General features: G+C 41.3%; 16 protein-coding genes and 1 pseudogene. 9 read left to right on the top strand and 8 right to left on the bottom strand.

Translation table 11 applies throughout. The features are described from left to right. The 5 genes and pseudogenes from VE944_RS18265 to VE944_RS18245 all read left to right on the top strand — a co-directional run. A pseudogene (locus VE944_RS18265) lies at positions 1-574 on the top strand (ATP-binding protein); the annotation flags it as partial. Then, the gene (locus VE944_RS18260; protein WP_324979813.1) at positions 525-1,979 is read left to right on the top strand and encodes a tetratricopeptide repeat protein; all 1,455 of its coding nucleotides are present in this window, start codon (positions 525-527) and stop codon (positions 1,977-1,979) included. The pseudogene VE944_RS18265 and the gene VE944_RS18260, both read left to right, overlap by 50 nt. Positions 1,980-2,075: 96 nt before the next feature. After that, complete coding sequence (locus VE944_RS18255) at positions 2,076-2,717, top strand: Uma2 family endonuclease (RefSeq protein ID WP_324979810.1); 642 nt, start codon at positions 2,076-2,078, stop codon at positions 2,715-2,717. A gap of 33 nt (positions 2,718-2,750) precedes the next feature. Continuing rightward, a complete protein-coding gene (locus VE944_RS18250; RefSeq protein WP_324979807.1) occupies positions 2,751-3,110 on the top strand; it encodes a VOC family protein in 360 nt (119 codons plus the stop codon). Positions 3,111-3,199: 89 nt separating this feature from the next. After that, entirely contained in the window at positions 3,200-4,516 is a 1,317-nt protein-coding gene (locus tag VE944_RS18245) for a recombinase family protein (protein ID WP_324979804.1), read from the top strand. 8 nt (positions 4,517-4,524) lie between these two features. On the opposite strand, the gene VE944_RS18240 is transcribed toward VE944_RS18245, so the two are convergent. Further along, positions 4,525-5,694: a hypothetical protein gene (locus VE944_RS18240; protein ID WP_324979801.1), complete on the bottom strand. Its 1,170-nt coding sequence runs from the start codon at positions 5,692-5,694 to the stop codon at positions 4,525-4,527. Positions 5,695-6,389: 695 nt separating this feature from the next. Between VE944_RS18240 and VE944_RS18235 the strand changes: the two genes are divergently transcribed. Further along, a complete protein-coding gene (locus tag VE944_RS18235; protein WP_324979798.1) occupies positions 6,390-8,009 on the top strand; it encodes an ArnT family glycosyltransferase in 1,620 nt (539 codons plus the stop codon). Positions 8,010-8,082: 73 nt separating this feature from the next. On the opposite strand, the gene VE944_RS18230 is transcribed toward VE944_RS18235, so the two are convergent. The 3 genes from VE944_RS18230 to VE944_RS18220 form a co-directional block, all read right to left on the bottom strand. After that, positions 8,083-9,105, bottom strand: coding sequence for a zinc-dependent alcohol dehydrogenase (locus tag VE944_RS18230; RefSeq protein ID WP_324979816.1), 1,023 nt, complete (start codon positions 9,103-9,105; stop codon positions 8,083-8,085). Between the two features lie 363 nt (positions 9,106-9,468). Beyond that, entirely contained in the window at positions 9,469-9,654 is a 186-nt protein-coding gene (locus tag VE944_RS18225) for a hypothetical protein (protein ID WP_324979795.1), read from the bottom strand. 56 nt (positions 9,655-9,710) lie between these two features. Next, on the bottom strand, positions 9,711-10,781 hold the full coding sequence (locus VE944_RS18220; protein WP_324979793.1) for a glycosyltransferase family 4 protein: 1,071 nt from the start codon (positions 10,779-10,781) through the stop codon (positions 9,711-9,713). A gap of 457 nt (positions 10,782-11,238) precedes the next feature. On the opposite strand from VE944_RS18220, the gene xth reads away from it, so the two are divergent. Next, a complete protein-coding gene (gene xth / locus VE944_RS18215) occupies positions 11,239-12,021 on the top strand; it encodes an exodeoxyribonuclease III (protein ID WP_324979790.1) in 783 nt (260 codons plus the stop codon). A gap of 198 nt (positions 12,022-12,219) precedes the next feature. Here the strand turns inward: xth and VE944_RS18210 are convergent, their stop codons facing one another. Further along, complete coding sequence (locus VE944_RS18210) at positions 12,220-12,465, bottom strand: hypothetical protein (RefSeq protein WP_324979787.1); 246 nt, start codon at positions 12,463-12,465, stop codon at positions 12,220-12,222. A gap of 317 nt (positions 12,466-12,782) precedes the next feature. On the opposite strand from VE944_RS18210, the gene VE944_RS18205 reads away from it, so the two are divergent. Both VE944_RS18205 and VE944_RS18200 read left to right on the top strand, forming a co-directional pair. Beyond that, complete coding sequence (locus VE944_RS18205; protein WP_324979785.1) at positions 12,783-14,249, top strand: efflux RND transporter periplasmic adaptor subunit; 1,467 nt, start codon at positions 12,783-12,785, stop codon at positions 14,247-14,249. A gap of 61 nt (positions 14,250-14,310) precedes the next feature. Then, positions 14,311-15,528, top strand: coding sequence for an ABC transporter permease (locus VE944_RS18200; RefSeq protein WP_324979782.1), 1,218 nt, complete (start codon positions 14,311-14,313; stop codon positions 15,526-15,528). A gap of 210 nt (positions 15,529-15,738) precedes the next feature. Here VE944_RS18200 and VE944_RS18195 read toward each other — a convergent pair whose 3' ends face one another. The 3 genes from VE944_RS18195 to VE944_RS18185 form a co-directional block, all read right to left on the bottom strand. Next, the gene (locus VE944_RS18195; RefSeq protein ID WP_324979779.1) at positions 15,739-16,350 is read right to left on the bottom strand and encodes a hypothetical protein; all 612 of its coding nucleotides are present in this window, start codon (positions 16,348-16,350) and stop codon (positions 15,739-15,741) included. Positions 16,351-16,395: 45 nt separating this feature from the next. Further along, positions 16,396-17,421 carry a glucokinase gene (locus tag VE944_RS18190; protein ID WP_324979776.1) on the bottom strand — a complete coding sequence of 342 codons (1,026 nt, stop codon included), beginning with the start codon at positions 17,419-17,421 and terminating at the stop codon, positions 16,396-16,398. A gap of 85 nt (positions 17,422-17,506) precedes the next feature. Further along, entirely contained in the window at positions 17,507-18,154 is a 648-nt protein-coding gene (locus VE944_RS18185; RefSeq protein ID WP_324979774.1) for a histidine phosphatase family protein, read from the bottom strand. Between the last annotated feature and the right edge of the window lie 82 nt (positions 18,155-18,236).

Below are 18,236 nucleotides of genomic sequence, written 5' to 3'. Positions count from 1 at the left end.
AATTTATACAGTTCCAATTTCTGTGCTTTGTTCGCCTAAAAACCCACTCAATCAGTTTGATGGGAATCCTCATATTGTCCCAATGGTGAATATTTATGAATTTGAACGCGATCGCTGCCATTTAAACTACAATCAAACGGGACTAGAAGCAGTCGCCAGTGTCATTGAAAAGCGCGTAGATATTGATGCAGTATTTGAATCTCGCCAGGAATTGCTAGATTTAGCAAAAGCCAGTGGAGGACATGTCCGCCAATTAATGCAGATGATGCGGACTGCTTGCCAAACCGCTAGTACTCGCAAACATCCGAAAATTATTGGCGAAGATATTATCTATGCTGTGAAACAACAGCAATTTAGTTTTGAAAGGTTTATTCCTGAAGAACATTATGCGTTTTTAGCCCAAGTGTGCATCACCAAGAATGTCAGCAAAGATGATATCGGTCAGTTAATGCTGTTTAACACTTCAGTTTTGGAATACAACGGCGATAAACGGTGGAATTACCCCAATCCAGTGGTGAAGCAAAATGAATTCTTCCAGAAAGCCATCGAATCCGCACTCGCAGCCCAACCTTAACTCAGAAATAGGAGCGTTTATCGCCCTTAATCAAGAGGTATTTGCTGAATTACTCACCTTTGTAGATTTTGCAGAAAACTTTACGATTGGTTTTGTAGAAATTAATTTTCCCCCAGATGTAGAAATATTAGTTGAGGCGCTAAAGACAAATCCTGAGTGTCGGGATATTCAGTTTGTTAGTCTGAGTTTTTCTGATGCAAATTTGCGATTTCTCAGGGATGAAATTGTCAAGATATTACCAACTATTGAAATAGAACCTAACAAAAAATTAGTCTTGATTGTACAAGGTTTAGAAAAGTCTATTGGCGTTTATGGAGACTATCCGCCAGTTTTACAAGACCTCAACTTTGTCAGAGATGCTTATAAAAGAACTGTTCGTCATCCTATTCTGTTTATTCTGCCAGATTATGCCCTGACTCGGTTAGCCAAATTTGCTCCTGATTTTTGGGCTTGGCAATCGGGGATGTTTCGGTTTCAAACGCCTCAAGTTACCAGAGATAATGCAATTCATCAGACTCAAAATAGTGAGAGAATTATAGACAGATTAGAGCCTCCAGAAAAGCAAGAGCGCATTGATTTATTACACCGCCTGCTAATGGAATATAACCCGACTGGACATCAGGCAACAGGAGAAAATCTCCGCAACTGTAGTAATATTTTGCATCAGCTAGGAGTTGCATATCTAAGTAAAAATGAACCTATCAAAGCTAGAGAATATTTAGAAGAAGCCGAAAAAATAGCTAATGATCAAGATTCCACCTTTCATGCTGAAGTCCTCAACACATTAGGAGATTCTTATCGGCAGCAAAGGCAATTTGATACGGCAATTACTTATTATCAAAAATCTTTAAGTATTTCACAGCAACTTCAGAATCCTCGCGGCGAAATTGCTGCTTTGTTTAACCTGGGGAATGCTTACCGAGAATTGAGACAATTTACACAGGCGACAACTTTCTATCAACAGCGTCTAGAAATTGAACAACAAATAGGCGATCGCTATTCTCAAGCTAGCACTTACCACCAGCTGGCAATGGTTGCCCAATATTTGCGGGAATTTGAAGAGGCGCGGCGTAATTACCAACAAGCTTTGGCTATCAAAATCGAATTTGGCGAGCGCTATGAGCAAGCACGCACCTACCACCAGTTGGGAACAGTTGCCCAAGATTTGCGGGAATTTGAGGAGGCGCGGCGTAATTACCAACAAGCTTTGGCAATCTGTATCGAATTTGGCGATCGCTATTCTCAAGCACTCACCTACCACTGTTTAGGAACGCTTGCAGAAGCAGAAGAAAACTACGCAGAGGCGAGGGTTAATTTGCAGACAGCTTTGGAAATATATGTTGAGTATAAGGATGAATACCGGGGGGCGATCGCACGGGAGGTGTTAGAGAGATTACCAGAGTGATGGGAAGGCGATCATCGCTTGTTTGACATAGTTATATTTATATGTTCATAAGATAATATTGCCGTATAGGTCAAGTAGTTGCCAAGGTAACAAATTATGACTCAAGCCATACCCAAACTAATAACCTTTGAAGATTTTGCAGCGTGGCGACCCGAAGGCGGAAGATACGAATTACATGATAGCGTGATTGTTGAAATGTCACAACCAATAGGAGATCATGAGGATATTGTCGGGTTTTTGGTTGAAAAAATTGCTGTTGAGTACGTTCGTAACGATCTACCTTATTCCATCCCAAAAACAGCATTAGTTCAATCTGCTAGTAGCCAGTCTTGCTATTCTCCAGACTTGCTATTAGTCAATCGTCCTGCTTTAAAATTAGAACCACTTTGGCAGAAATATTCTACGGTTAAATTTGCCGATTCCATTCCTTTAGTGATTGAAGTTGTTAGTATTAACTGGCGAGATGATTATCATAAAAAGCTAGGGGAATACGTTCGCGCAGCGTCTCGAAGAGAAGAGATAGGGATAAAAGAATATTGGATTGTTGATTATTTAGCTGCCGGTGGTAAAAAGTTTATCGGTAATCCTAAACAACCGACTATCTCTGTTTACCAATTAGTTGACGGTGAATACCAAGTTACTCAATTTAGAGGTAATGAGCGCATCGTCTCACCTACTTTCCCAGAGTTAGATTTAACCGCCGAACATATTTTTCAAGCTGGTGCATACCCTGCATAGTTATTTAAATAAACGCGATCGCACTTACCGACAATGCAGATTACCCAAAGTCTCCATACAGCAATTCTCGTAACTGACTTAGAACGATCTGAACACTTTTATGGCAAAGTATTAGGATTATCCAAAATAGATCGTTCCCTAAAATACGCTGGTGCATGGTATCAAGTCGGCAACTATCAAATTCACCTGATAGTTGCACCTACTGTCCCCACCGAAAACCCAAACGAAAAATGGGGACGCAACCCCCACGTAGCTTTCTCAGTCGCTAACTTGGACGCCGCTAAACAAGACTTACTCAATCATAATTATTCCATTCAACCCAGCGCTTCAGGTCGCCCTGCCCTATTCACTCAAGATCCTGATGGAAATATTATCGAGTTGAGTCAGCAGTGAGGGGGAAATCAATTAAAAATTAAAAATTCAAGAACTTCTGCCTTGTCTACGATACGCTGCGCGATTTGCCTCCTCTTTCTCAATGACTAATGAAAATAATTGCCTACTCTTACACCAATCCTCTACTAGAATCTGCTCCCGATCAAGCCGATTGGGGATGGGAGGTGGATCGGGTTTATGAAGATTTGGGTAAGCCAGAGTCTTTTGGAAACGCTACGCGATCGCAATTACAACAATTGTTTACCGATTGCGAAACTGAACCAGCAGATTATCTGTTGATTCGTCGGTTGGAAGAATTAGGGGATACTGTAGAGGAAATTAGTGATCGCTTACACAAACTCGAAGTAATGGGAGTAGCAATAATTGCCACAGAACAACCCTACACTTCCGAAAATTACCCTCTGGGCGCTGACTTGCTGAATTTGCTACACACAATCCAACGTCAGCAACGTAGTCGTCGCATCCGTCAAGGACACGCGCGTAATCGTCTTGAGGTTGCACCGCCACCCGGCAAAGTTCCCTACGGTTATCGCAGAGGTAAGGGAAAATATACTGTTGATCGCAGTACCTCACCAGTAGTCAAAGATTTTTTTGAACACTTCTTACTCTATGGTTCCCTGCGGGGTTCAGTTCGTTACTTGGCGAAAAAATACGGCAAAAAAATCTCTGTCACCACAGGAAGACGCTGGCTAACTAATCCAGTTTATCGCGGCAATACAGCTTACCAAAATGGTGAAATTATCTCTAATACCCATATTCCAATAATTTCCAAGGAAGAAGCAGCCCAAGTTGACCGACTTTTACGCCGTAACAGCCGTTTACCATCCCGAACTGCTAGTGCTAGGCGTTCTTTAGCTGGGTTGGTTGTCTGTGCTGAGTGTCAGTCACATCTAACAGTTACTCGTGTTACCCAACGCAACCAAGATAAGGAGTATCTTTATTTACGTTCTACTAGCTGTCCTCAACGCCCCAAGTGTAAGGCTATTCCCTACCAAGAGGTTTTAGAACATACAATTGAAACCGTTTGCCGTGATTTACCCTTAGCTGTAGCGGGGATGAACTTTCCTCAGTTGGATGCAGTCAAGAATAGTTTAGGACAAGCGATCGCTCGTCAGCAAGAAATACTTGCTCAGTTACCCGCGTTAATTGAAACTGGAATTTTAGATGTTGAAACAGCAAAGTTAAGGGCTTACAAACTCCGCACAGAAATTTCTGCACTCGAAGCAAAGTTGGCGACTCTTCCCCCGGTTAACTTGCGTTCTGTTGCTCAAGCTGTTTCTATACCACAATTTTGGTTAGATTTGTCGGAAACAGAGCGACGATTTTACTTTCGAGAGTTTATCAGGCAAATTGACATTACCGTTGAGAATAAAGAATTAAAACTCCAAGTTATTTTTATTTTTTAATTTAAACGTTATTTCTGAGGTGGTTGATCCTTAGTATACGCAACAGGTTTTGGCCCTGCATTTCGCACATTGACAAGTTTATTCAGGATGTCAAACCAAAAAGGCGCACCCATCGCAATAGCAAAACCACTCACTATCCAACCACAAATTAATTTAAAAACCTGTGAAATTCTGATGTAAACTCTATTGGATTTCGTCGTATCTAATAACTCAAACTGTTGATTAATATTTTGCCATCCAATCGGTATAGAAGCATTTCCTAATAGCTTCTCAATATCCCTTCTGGCTGCTGCATCATTGATATAATCGATTCGTTGACTTGCACTTTGAGTAATAGTAGAACGGATAACCGAATCCTCCGATAGTCTTTTAACCAAGTGAAATGTATCAGTATTGGTTAAAAATGCAATTGATATCCCAATTAAAATAGCAACTCCTTTGGCATTACGCTTATAAACACCGCTTGCTCGATCCATCGAGCGATCAAACCATGTTTCTACTTCATTTTTAAATTGATTCACTTCCTCTGTGAGATCACCAATTTTTATCCTGCTACGTTGAGCAATTACACCAAGGCTCTTGATTAAACTATTAGGAACTTTATCAGGTAACTCATTATTAACAAAATCTATAAATTTTTGGTCAATATCTCCATAAATTTCTTGAATCTTTGTGTAACTTGGACTCGTTGGATCGTTTATCCCTTTTTTAAGTTCTTTATAAGAGGCTAATATCATGTGCAAGTTTGTTTTTACTTCTTCACTAGGATGTTTAACATGATTAATTAGCTGGGGTATTTTTAAGGTATCTAATAAAGTAGTTGCAAATGTTTCCGAAGGAAGATAGGAAGGGCCGCTTTGTTTTTCTATTATTTGTTTATCAGGGTTTTTAGTAATTTCCTGGAAATGTTTTTCTATTCTACCCTTGGCTTGGTGATTTAATGTATTAATCAAAGGATCGTTATAAAGTTTCTGTACCAACCGGATTGCATTAATAATATCTGATTTTTCACTTTCACTACCACCTGATAAAAGTAATTCAATTGAAGTTCTTAAATGTTTAGCTCTCCATTGTAATAATGTGGCCAGCAGTTCCTGTATTTCAGAAGCTAGCAAACTCAAAATCAAGTAAATAAAAACTAAGCCAAGTGCAATATCCACAACAACAGGTAAATTCATCGACAGGCTCCAATAATTTTTTAACTGCTTTTTTGTAAAAGCTCCTTTTACAAAATTGTATAACACAAACATTTTAATTAAATAATCGCTTAATTAAATTTAAAATGCCAAAACTTGTTACGATTTCCAGCCCGCCGACTTCTTTAAGAATTCGACGAAATAGTTTTTAACGAATGATTGAGAACAGAAAAAACTATTTAAAAAATTAAAACTAATTCCTTTAAATGTTTAGCACAGTATTGAAACGCTGTAGCAATTAATTCCCTATCTGTTGATTTAGCTAGATTATAATACCAATTTTGTATGAAGTTGCATAGAATGAGAAAGCTAAAACCTTTGCTTGGCAATGTTTTTACCCTTCTCCTATTTCATGCAGCTTTACAATAATTTGGTATAACTAAGTAGATAAAAATTAAACTAAGCACCCGACTAAAAATAAAATGCAAGTTCATATACGGACTAAGCAACAGGTAATAAATAATTTATTGCCTGTATTATTTTTATCATTTATTGCTAAAATGTTATTTAGATAACCAATATAAATTTTTCAAAAAATAGGGCTAATTAAAGAAACTTGAGTTAATCTTGGAAACTAGCAATTGTTAATAAATACGTTGTTACTGGGTGACAACATTGGAGATTCGCTAGATGTCTCTATGTAATCAAACCAGAAAGTAAAATGATTAACATAGAATATGCAAGAAGGAAGTTTTATTTGGAGTCATCTAGAAAAACAGCATCGCACGGTTGGCAGATGGATTGATTGGGTATGGCTAATGATATTGCTGTTGGCAGCAGTGTTACTGTTCAGCATCAATCTGGGAGGCTTGCCGTTGCGAGATTGGGATGAAGGGACTGTGGCACAGGTTGCTCGTGAAATTTGGCACGCTCCAGCAGGATCAATGCGTTGGCTTTACCCAACGTTAGGAGGTGAACCATATCATAACAAGCCGCCTTTGATGCATTTGCTAATTGCTTGGACTTATTCTTTAGGAGGCGAAAATGAGTTTACAACGCGCCTGCCTGGAGCAATTTTAACAGCGACATCTGTACCTTTACTGTATTGCATTGCTAGAGAGATATTTCGTCAACGTTGGGCTGCTATTTATAGCGCGTTGATTTATTTAACAATGCTACCGGTGGTGCGTCATGGGCGGTTGGCAATGTTGGATGGGGCGATGGTAAGTTTTTTGATGGTGATGATGTTGTGCGTGTTGCGATCGCGCCGAGATTTACGCTATTGCCTTGGTGTTGGTGTTAGTTTTGGGTTGATTTGCCTGACTCAAGGATTATTAGGCGTATTACTAGGTGCGATCGCGATCGTATTTCTGTTTTGGGATACGCCACGACTGCTCACTTGTTACTATCTGTGGATAGCAATCTTCATTGGTATTCTACCTGTAGCTACTTGGTATAGTGCCCAACTAATTCACTACGGTTACACTTTCGCCCAAGTTGGGCTTGTAAACCCATCACTAGGGCGAATTGGCTCATTTGTAGAGGGGAATCCTGAACCACCTTGGTACTATGTTATTGAACTTCTCAAATACACATGGCCGTGGCTATTATTCTTACCGCAAACTATCCGCTTAACTTGGGAAAATCGCAACCTTAGTTGGGCAAAACTAGTAATGGCGTGGAGTGGTGTTTATCTGCTGGTAATTTCTTTCATGATTACCAAAGTTCCCTGGTATTTATTCCCGATTTATCCTAGTTTAGCCTTAGCTTTTGGTATCCAATTATCAGATACAGAAAATTCGCCTTTACTTTCATCATATCCCCGTGCTTGGGTTGCTGGTTTGGCAATACTTGCTGTAGCCGCTTCTGCTGGTAGCATTTATTTTAGTTGGGGTACAACACCGAAAATAGACTTACAACTGATTTTTGTGGCAGTAGCTTTAACTATGACCTTAGCAGCTATTTTGGCAGAACGAGGTGATGGACAATTTCTGAAGATTTTGTTTTGGGGAAGTTATATTTCGCTGCTACTGTTAATGAAATCTAACTACTGGGTTTGGGAATTATCTGAAGCTTATCCAGTTAAACCAGTCGCCGCGATGATCATGCGGGCAAATCCAGCTACGAGGAAGATTTACACATCTTTTCCCTATCATCGTCCCTCGTTGGATTTTTATAGCGATCGCACCATCATTCCCGCTTCTGTTGGCGAACTCGAATATTATTGGCACTACAACGGGCAACCCTACTTTCTCCTTCATGCATCTGCTTTCAACAATCTCGAACTAGAGTCAATGAAGCTAGTTGATCAAGCCGAAGGGTGGAAATTAGTTACAAAAGATACTAATCGTCTTTAAGTTTTGGGCATTGAGCATTGGCCTGAAGAGTCAGAGGAGCGGGGGAAAGGGTGCAGTTGTACCCCGCAAAAAACTAAGGAATCATCGCTACCTTAATTACCTGACGCGCCTTCATCTCACAAAACACCTGTTCTAAATCTTTTAATGGCCGCTGTTCACTAATAAGTAACTCAAAGGGAATTTTGCGACTAGCGATCAGTGCCAGCGCCTGCTGCACATACTCTGGTGTATTATGAAATACGCCTTTGAGAGTAAGTTCGCTGTAGTGTAGCTGTTCTGTATCAATGGTAATGCTGCTATCCCGTGGACATCCACCGAATAAGTTGACAGTTGCACCAGGACGGGCACAGGCGATCGCAGTTTCCCAAACACTTGGTACACCAGTTGCTTCAATCACTACATCTGCGCCCCATCCTTGGGTAAGTTCTTTCACTACACTGGGAATATCTGGGATTTGATGATAATTAAAGGTTTGGGTTGCACCCAATTTTTGACCAACTTCTAGCCTGTGGTTATTACCTCCCCACAGCAACACCTCAGCTTTCTCACTCAACGCCGCCACAAACATCAACCCGATCGCCCCATCTCCCAAGACGACTACTCGATCTTTGGCTTTAACGTTAGAACGGGCTATACCATGCAATACACAAGCTAAGGGTTCCGTCATGGCTGCCAATTCCCACGGCAACTCGTCGGGAATCTGCAATAAATTATGCTCTACTATCGGTGCGGGAATTTTCAAATATTCGGCAAAAGTTCCATTATTCCAGGTCAAATTCGGACATAATGAATATTCTTGACGTTGACAAAAAAAGCATTTCATGCATGGTGCGGAATTGTTAGCGACGATGCGATCGCCTACTTGCCAATTTGTAACCCCTGCACCCAAAGCAACAATTCGCCCAGCCCCTTCGTGACCAAACAGTGTGGGTAGTATCAGCATTTTGGCATGACCACCACGCCGCCAGACTTTCAAATCTGTACCACAAGTTGTTGCTGCCCCCACTTGAATTACAACTTCACCAGCCGCCGGAGTGGGGTCAGGAACTTGCTCTAGGCGTAAATTTTCTTGCCCAAAAAGTAATGCTGCCAACAAAGCTTTAAACCTATTAATTAGCTCCATCCGATTTTATCAGTTGAAGCTAATGGTCTGTCTCATTAATTTGATGAGTTCGTAGTTAGCACAAAGCATGCTTAAAAATGTAAGACTAAAGTCCTTACTACGAACTTGTTTACTCCTGGTAACTAATGAGAAAAACCACTAGTTGATAGGTTTAAAGTAAATTAGTTTAGATTTCTATAGGAATCGTATTTGATTTTTGAAATTATCTACGTGGGCGGGCAGTGGGGAGTAGGGATTAGGGAATAATGAATTAGGCTTTTCGATCTGTACCTAGCTTTTTCAGAAATCAAACATTAGTCCTATAGTAGGCTTTTATTAATCTAAAATACCGTAAAACTAAGAATTTACCGCAGACTGTGGAAGTACTCCGGTGTTCCGGGTTTCCACATTAGGCAAGCGAGTAGCAGTTAATAACGGTACTTCTTGTCGGCACGACAGGCAAAACCAATATAGTTCACCATGTCGGGCATGGCGCAGGAGGGAACCACCGCAGCATGGGCAAGTGTTGGCTCTCGTACTCATACCAATGTCCTCCTTGAAAAAAGTTATTGTTTAAGTTGGATAAAAAAAGCAGTTGATTAAAACTGCATGTTAGGCGCACAAATGCAGCCATTCGATTCTATGCGTTCTTTAATAATTTGTCTGTAAACAGCTTCATATCCGTTAACCATTTGGCTAACACTAAAGTTGTTTTCTACGTGTTTTCTACAGGTTTGACGATTGAGTTCCAAAGCTAGGGGAATCATTGCCGCCATTTCTGCATAGCTTTTACAGATAAAACCTGTTTTACCGTGGGCAATTACTTCAGGTACGGAGCCGAAATTCATGGCAATTACTGGTGTACCAGTTGCCATTGATTCAATCATTACTAACCCAAAAGGTTCTTGCCAGCTAATGGGAAAAAGATTTATGGCAGCATTGCCCAGAAGTTCAGTCTTTTCGGCGTGGTTGATTTCGCCTAAATATTCAATTTGCTGACCATCTATGAAGGGGGCAATCTCTTGTTCAAAAAACTTCGAGTCTTGAACATCAACCTTTCCTGCTATTTTCAAGCGCCAACCACTCTGTTTAGCAATAGCGATCGCATGTTGTGCCCCTTTCTCTGGCGAAAAGCGGCCCAAAAATGCCAAATACGGAGGTTCTGATGGTTGGGCTACGAATGGATAATCTGCTAGCTCAATTCCATTATAAACCGTGTCAATATAATTGAGATCGATTTGACGCTGCGAGTTACTAATGCTGACATAAGGTTGCTTTTTATGGTAGCTAAATGCTTTACGCTTGTCTGTTGTAAAATCATTGTGCAGGGTATGCACTGTAGAAGTTGCTGTTATCAAACTCGCTAAAGCTAATGCCGAAATCCCTACATGAGAATGGATAATATCGAATTGGGCAGCACTCTGGTAAACTTGGCTTAGTTCTAGCATTTCGTACACTGCATACTCTTTGACATTTGGATCTAAGCGCAATGCCCGTGGATAAACTGCTTCTAAATGAGCCAAAGTTTGAGAATCGCCAGAGGCAAATAACGTTACCTCATGACCGCGACGAACAAGTTCATCAGTCAAGCAACTCACTACCAGTTCTATTCCTCCATAATTAGGAGGTGGAACCCTTTCCCATAAGGGGGCAACTTGAGCGATTTTCATAAGTTTTTTTGGTTCAGTCTATGAATTGTCCTCAGTATAATGAGTTGCATCATTATTTTATGAGGAAAGAGCATTTGTACTTACTCTTTTGACATTTAAATTAACCTAACAGGCTACGAAAAGCGCAATAAATAATGGTTAATCGGGCTGGGAATTTTTTACTGACAAATTTAACAGACTATCGGCTAAACTCAACTCTCACCTAGACTTCTAACTTAGAGTAAATCAATTACTTGTTGCATCTGCCTTGGGGATCATAACGAGGTAGAATATTTTGTAGCAGAACTTACAAAAATGAATATTTTGTAGCTAAAACACTAAAATATCCAATGGGATCAAGCCATTAAAGCTTGGTTTAAATGTAATTGGGAAAGGGAACAGAAATTATAAATATTAAGTAACTGTACAAAAATTACATAATTTGTAATTATTAATTTACAAAAAATTCTGATAACTAATGAAAATCGCTACTTGGAATGTCAACTCAATTCGCACTCGTCTAGAACAGGTTACCGATTGGTTAACTACCAATCCTGTTGATGTTCTCTGCTTGCAAGAAACCAAAGTTGTGGATGCTGAGTTTCCGCGATCGCCTTTTGAGCAGTTAGGCTATAACCTTTATGTATCAGGACAAAAATCTTATAATGGCGTAGCCATAATTAGCCGCCAGCCACTCGTAGACGTAAGTAGAGGGTTTAAGGCGATTTTGCCAGTTTTACACCACGAATGGGATGAGCAAAAGCGGGTGATTACAGGTGTAATTGATGGTGTCCGCATTGTTAACTTATATGTTCCCAATGGTGCGGCAGTAGGAACTGAAAAATATGAATACAAAATGCGCTGGTTGACAGCGCTACGCGAGTATTTACGATTGTTGGTGCTGTCACAACCTGCAATTTGTGTGTGCGGTGACTTCAACATCGCCCTAGAAGATAAGGATATTCACGAGCAAGTGAGTACAGAAAATCACATTATGGCAACAGAATCAGAGCGCCAAGCCTTACGGGATATTCTGGAATTGGGATTTGCTGATGCTTTTCGCAAATTCACCACAGAAGGCGGAAATTATAGCTGGTGGGATTATCGCGCCGCCGCCTTCCGTCGCAACTTAGGTTGGCGGATTGACCATCACTATCTCACACCTATCCTGTATGAGCGTGCTACAAGTTGCATTATTGATGTCGCGCCCAGAAAATTAGCCCAACCTAGCGACCATACGCCGGTAATTGTGGAATTTTGAAGGTGTCAACTTAAGCTAAAAGTAGCTTAACTCTTAGCTTCCTCACCCGCCTCGAACTAAAGTTCAAGGCTAATAGCTAAAGTCTACTGAAGTAGACTAAAGATTTTTAGCTACATGATAATAATGCATGGAATTTCCTTTTTGCTTTAAAGCAAAGATGGTTTCAATCCCTAATAAGGATTTTGATTAATTGCAATTTTACCTGTATTCCACTGCTGTTAGTGGAATACGCACAAGCCCGGAGTCTTTGGCTTTGCGCTTTGCGTCTACCTCAAGCATAATGCTTGAATACTGCAAGCCCAGTATCCTAACTATTGTGGCTTCTTTGCTGCAAGAGTAGCGATGCCTGCGGCGGGCTACGCCTACGCTAAAAATGTATAAATTAGAAGCAAGGCAGGGGTCAAATAATAATGTGGCTAAAGTCACCCATTCAGGTGAAGCCATACAGACATGTTACATCTATTATGAAGTAAGATTAAGCAACTGTGAAGCTAACTATGCGTCTAGTTGTTAGTTTATTAACTAAAAATTTAATCCAAAAATTTTAACAACTCCGTATTCCTGCACCTGCCCTTTAATATTTATGTCCCCTCAATTAACCATAGTTAAGAGGAACCCCCAACTACTCTCCACAAGCGCGGAGGGGAGCAAAAGCGCAGCTGTTTGCTCTGAAGGGGTGGTTTTACTATGGGCAATGCGATGGACATCATCAATATAAGTACAGACTACTTTCATAAAGCAAGATTTATAGGCTTCTAGATATGGCTACGCATATAGAAATTCCTGTTGTTGGCAAAGTTAAATATCCGTTACGCTGGCTGATGGGGTTGATAGCAGGGAGTGTCTTGGTTGTTGGTACTACAACCTATACTCTCGTAAATCAAGGGGCAAGTAAAGAAGACATTGCTCAATTAACTGTGCCAGTAGCAGCAAAAAACGTCACCTTACGGATTACAGCTAGTGGCAAAGTCGTGCCAGTTCAGAGCGTAAATATTAGTCCAAAAAACCCTGGAGTGCTGTCGCAATTATATGTGGAACAAGGCGATCGCATTCAACAAGGGCAAATTCTCGCCCGTATGGATAGCGCAGGTATTGAGGCTCAAAGAAGCCAATACCGTGCTAACTTAGCCCAAAGTCAAGCACAACTTGCCGAAGCCCTTGCTGGTAGTCGTCCTCAAGAAATTGCTCAAGCAAGGGCGCGGTTAGGACAAGCTCAAGCCCAGCTAACCCAAGCTAAAGCTGGTAATCGTCCCCAAGAAATTGGTCAATCTCAATCCCAAGTGGATGCGGCTCAAGCAAGGGTGAATTACACCAGTGAACAGGTAAAGCGTTATCAATATCTATATCAACAGGGAGCAGAGAAAAGACAATTACTCGATCAAGCCATCAGCGAAGACAAAAGTGCTAGAGCCAATTTAGAAGAAGCTAAAAAACGATTGTCGTTACTCCAAATTGGGACTCGGACTGAAGAAATTGCCCAACGTCAAGCAGCAGTTAATGAAACAGGGGCAGCATTGTTACTGTTAGAAGATGGGACTCGTTCTGAAGAAATTGTCCAGCGTCAAGCAGCTGTTGCAGGTGCTGAGGCTCAATTGAAGGGTGTGCAAGTGCAGTTAGATGAGACAATTATTCGCGCTCCTCTTTCGGGGATTGTTACCCAAAAGTATGCTAACGTGGGTGCTTTTGTGACACCTACAACCTCTGCTTCTACTAGTGCGTCGGCAACTTCTAGTTCAATTGTCGCTGTAGCACGCGGGTTAGAAATATTAGCTCAAGTTCCCGAAGCTGATCTTGGCAGAATTAAACCGGGACAGCAGGTGGAAATTGTCGCTGATGCTTATCCCGATCAAGTTTTTAAAGGTAATGTGCGCCTAATTGCTCCAGAAGCTGTAGTGGAACAAGGTGTGACATCTTTCCAGGTGCGGGTTGCTCTGAATACTGGTACAGATAAATTACGTTCTGGCTTAAATGTGGATCTGACTTTTTTAGGCGATCGCGTCAATGATGCTTTAGTTTTGCCAACGGTGTCAATCGTCACTGAAAAGGGTCAAACTGGCGTACTTGTACCAGATGCAAAGAATAAACCCCAGTTCCGCGAAGTTACAGTTGGGGCACAAATCCAAAACGAAACTCAGATTTTAGGTGGAGTTAAAGAAGGCGATCGCGTTTTTGTTAATCCACCCAAAGACTACAAAATTGAGAAGGCGAAAGAACAGAATAATTCGTAATGACGCTCGCGGACTCGCTACCGCTACGCTAACGTAATTCGTAATTCGTAATTTTTAAGACATGAATTTTTTAGAAAGCATTCAAATGGCGGGGAAAACCCTGCTGTCAAATAAACTGCGTAGCGCCCTCACTATGTTGGGTATAGTTATTGGCAATGCCTCAGTGATTGCCATGATTGGTATTGGCGAAGGTGGGCAAAGGTACGTTAATAAACAACTGGAGTCATTAGGGCCAAATGTGCTATTTGTACTGCCAGGGAATCGAGAAACTCAGCGTATCTCCTTTGAAGTGCCAAAAACTCTGGTGTTACAAGATGCTGAAGCAATCGCCTCTCAAGTACCAACAGTAGTAGGAGTTGCGCCGGAGTTAAACAGGAGACAGGTAGTTGTATACCGCAACAGAAACACCGATGTCAACATCATTGGCACAACTCCCAGTTTCCTGTCGGTGCGGGATTTTAAAACTGATAAAGGCAGATTTTTCTCTGAGGTAGATATCAAGGGAAGTAACCAAGTCGTTGTGTTAGGTGGAGACTTGGCAGAAAAACTATTCGGTAATAGTAACGCCATCGGTCAACAATTGCGAGTTGGAAATACTAGCTTTCAAGTGATTGGGACGTTAATAGCTAAAGGTTCTAGCGTGGGAGCAGATTATGATGATGCTGCTTTAATACCAATCACAACTTCAGCAAACCGACTTGTAGGAAAAAATTCTCCTTATGGTATTGCTTTAGATTATCTCGTTGCTGCCGCTCGTGATTCAGAGAGTGTAGATGCAGCAGAATTTCAAATTACTAATTTACTGCGTCTACGGCACAAAATTAATGGTGAAGATGACTTTACTATCCGTTCTCAAAAGGATGCTTTGCAAACTGTCGGTCAAATTACAGGTGCATTGACAATCATGTTAGCAGCGATCGCTGGGATATCTTTGTTTGTCGGCGGGATTGGGATCATGAATATTATGCTTGTCTCCGTCACCGAACGCACTCAAGAAATCGGATTGAGAAAAGCGATCGGCGCAACTGAGCAAGATATTTTGCTACAGTTCATCATTGAGGCTGTAATAGTTTCCGCAGCTGGCGGTTTAGTTGGGACTGCGGTTGGCGTCAGTGGCATTCTATTAGTGGGAGCCTTGACTCCCTTAGAAGCGGCACTTTCTCCAGCAGCGATTACTATGGCAGTTGGTGTCTCTGGTGGTATTGGTTTATTCTTTGGTGTTGTTCCTGCACGTCGCGCTGCTAAACTCGACCCGATTGTGGCTTTGAGAAGTGCTTAGTCTGAAACTATGAAAAGGGTCAATATATGGCTGTGGCAAGACTTGTGTGTACACCGTAGCTTTCCAAGGGCGGAAAAAGTGGGGTAAATTCTACTTTTTTACACCACCATAGCCTTTTAGGAAAGAGGAATGGAAGTGAGGTTAAAGTATATTGATCAAAAGCGCTATATTAGCCACACAATTGATTGCAAGGCTAATATAGTAAAGGTTTTAGCTATTTGCCTTTTTCAAAACCACATGGAAAGAATTTAAATATCCCGTAATGGTTTTAGCTAATGTCTTTTGCTGTTTTTTTGTAGTTATTGCCATTACTTGATATAACCTTCCTTCAGCAACATACATTCTACTTTTAGTAATTTTCCCTCCAGAATTGATATACTCAATTTCTTTGCCAGGATGATTATTATAACTACGAATATTCCTTTGACTAATTAAATTACTTTTCGTAGTCTTTAAAGCCATATCCCGTGCATTATTAAGTAAAGCTTGGGGGTCAGTTATTTGACCATAACTATAAGGAAAATCATTGTAAGCAACTACATAAGCTACTTGCTGTTTTGGTGGTTGAGCGACAAATATTTGTAAGGTAATTTCCCCCATGTAAGTTTTTTGGTATTGAGTATTTCTGTTGGGGTTTCCCGGCATCAAAATACTAAAGCGTCCATCTGGAGCAGTGTATAACTTCCATTTTGGCTGCACGGGTTGGGAAATCTTTGGTTTGACAACAACCGTGGTAGGTTTAGGTTGACGCGCTTCCACAAAAACAGAACCACCACAAACGAGTGTGGCGGCGATTAATGGCAACAGACTTTTAATTGTCATATTTTTTGCCTTTTGAGATGCTGATCTCACTGATGATGCTAGCTGTTATAACCTAGCAGCACATAAAGCAGCACCTATTAGCCCCACTTGTGGGTTGAGGATAACATACACGGGGATCTCTTCGAGGAGGCGGCGCATCCTGCCTTTTTGGGTGAAATTTAATAAGAAACCATTGTTTTGGATTAAGGGCAGGATTTTGGGCGCAATTCCACCAGCAATGTATAAGCCACCATAAGGTAGGAGTTTAAGGGCGAGATTGCCAGCTTCTGCACCGTAAGCTTCTATAAATAATTGCAAAGTTTGTTCACAGAGGCGATCGCTACCTTGCAATGCAGCCGTACCAATGACAGCACCAGGATCGACGCTTTTCTCTTCCTGTCCCGCTTCTTGTTCCCAAGTTCTGACAACTTGGGCAATGTGTGGTGATTCGGCGGCGAATTTGCGATCGCGCAGAAATTGGTAAATTGCCACAATTCCCATTCCAGAAACCACGCGTTCTACAGAAACGCGCTGTATATCATGTTTACCTAACAGGTATCTCAACAATTGAAACTCGATCTCGTTTCGAGGGGCAAAGTCAGCATGTCCACCTTCTGAGGGAAAAACTTGATAGTCTTTTCCTTGTTTAATTAAAAATCCTTGCCCTAAACCAGTACCAGCACCAATAATTCCAATGGGGGTTTCGGGTTGAGGTTTGCCAACTTGCAACGTGTGCAAGTCTTCTTGTTGTAAACCTGAAATGCCATAGCCAACGGCGGCGAAGTCGTTAATCAAAGAAATATGCGGGATACCCAATTCTTCTTCTAAACGTTCGGTATCTAGGAACCAGGCTAAGTTGGTCAGTTTGGCAGTATTTTTGACAATGGGGCCTGCGATCGCAAAACAAGCCTTTTCTGGTATTGGTGTGTTAGCTTTGGCCAAAAACTTTTGCACTATCGGTACTAAATCAGGAAAATCGGCACTCTGGTAACTTTCCTGATAAATAGTATGTATTGCTGGTGAGTCTGATTTTTCAACCAATTGCAGAATAGTTTTCGTACCGCCGATGTCTCCTGCTAGTAACAAAGTCATAGAATTTATTCGTGAATTAAATTACTTTTTTTGTAAGATATACCCAACCTAGCAGAAGCCATGAACCCAAATCTCTATCAGAGGTTTAAGCAAATCGAATAACTTCTTCTATGTGGGTTAAATGGGAAGTATCTCCCGTTAGTTCTAATAACCATTCTGGGTCTTGGCGTACCACTTTTACTAGGGAACATAAAGAAGCCTTGACTTCTGTTTTGGCAATTTCCCCCACTAGCCCCATTGCTCCCCCCAACACAGATGCACCATGTGCCACTAGCAGGATATCCTTTGGGAAGTACTCAGTAGCTAAACATCTCGCAGTTTGCCCAGAACGTTCTCGCACTTTTTCGTGAGTTTCAGGATATTTGGCGGCGATGCGCGAAGTGTAGCTGGTGTCAATTCTGGGGAATAACTCTGCTAATACTGGAGTTGAGAGTCTTACGGGTTCTTCTGTCATCCAAACTGGATTTAGCCATTCACTCAAGCCTGTTTCGAGTTTGATTGGCAAATTGAGCATTTCCGCAACTGCGTTTGCCGTTTGTACGGTTCGCAGGAAAGGAGAAGCAAAAATATGGGCAATCTTTTCTTTTTTCAATCGTCTAGCTAACTGCTGTGCCTGCACCATACCATCATCAGACAAAGGTGGATCGTAGCGTCGTTCGGCGGTGAGAAACCAATCGGGGTTTACGAAGTCGAGGCGGTTAGCGTGTCTTGCTATCCAGACTATTTGACTCATGGGTTTAATGATTCCGGTGAATAGAATTCGCCGCTAAACAAATATATAGATATCTGCAAGGAGGGCTGCAAATATTAATATA

The organism is Nostoc sp. (assembly GCF_035638895.1).
Lineage (GTDB): Bacteria > Cyanobacteriota > Cyanobacteriia > Cyanobacteriales > Nostocaceae > Nostoc.
Note: the sequence above shows the minus strand (reverse complement) of the source record. Positions and strands in the feature narration are given on the sequence as shown.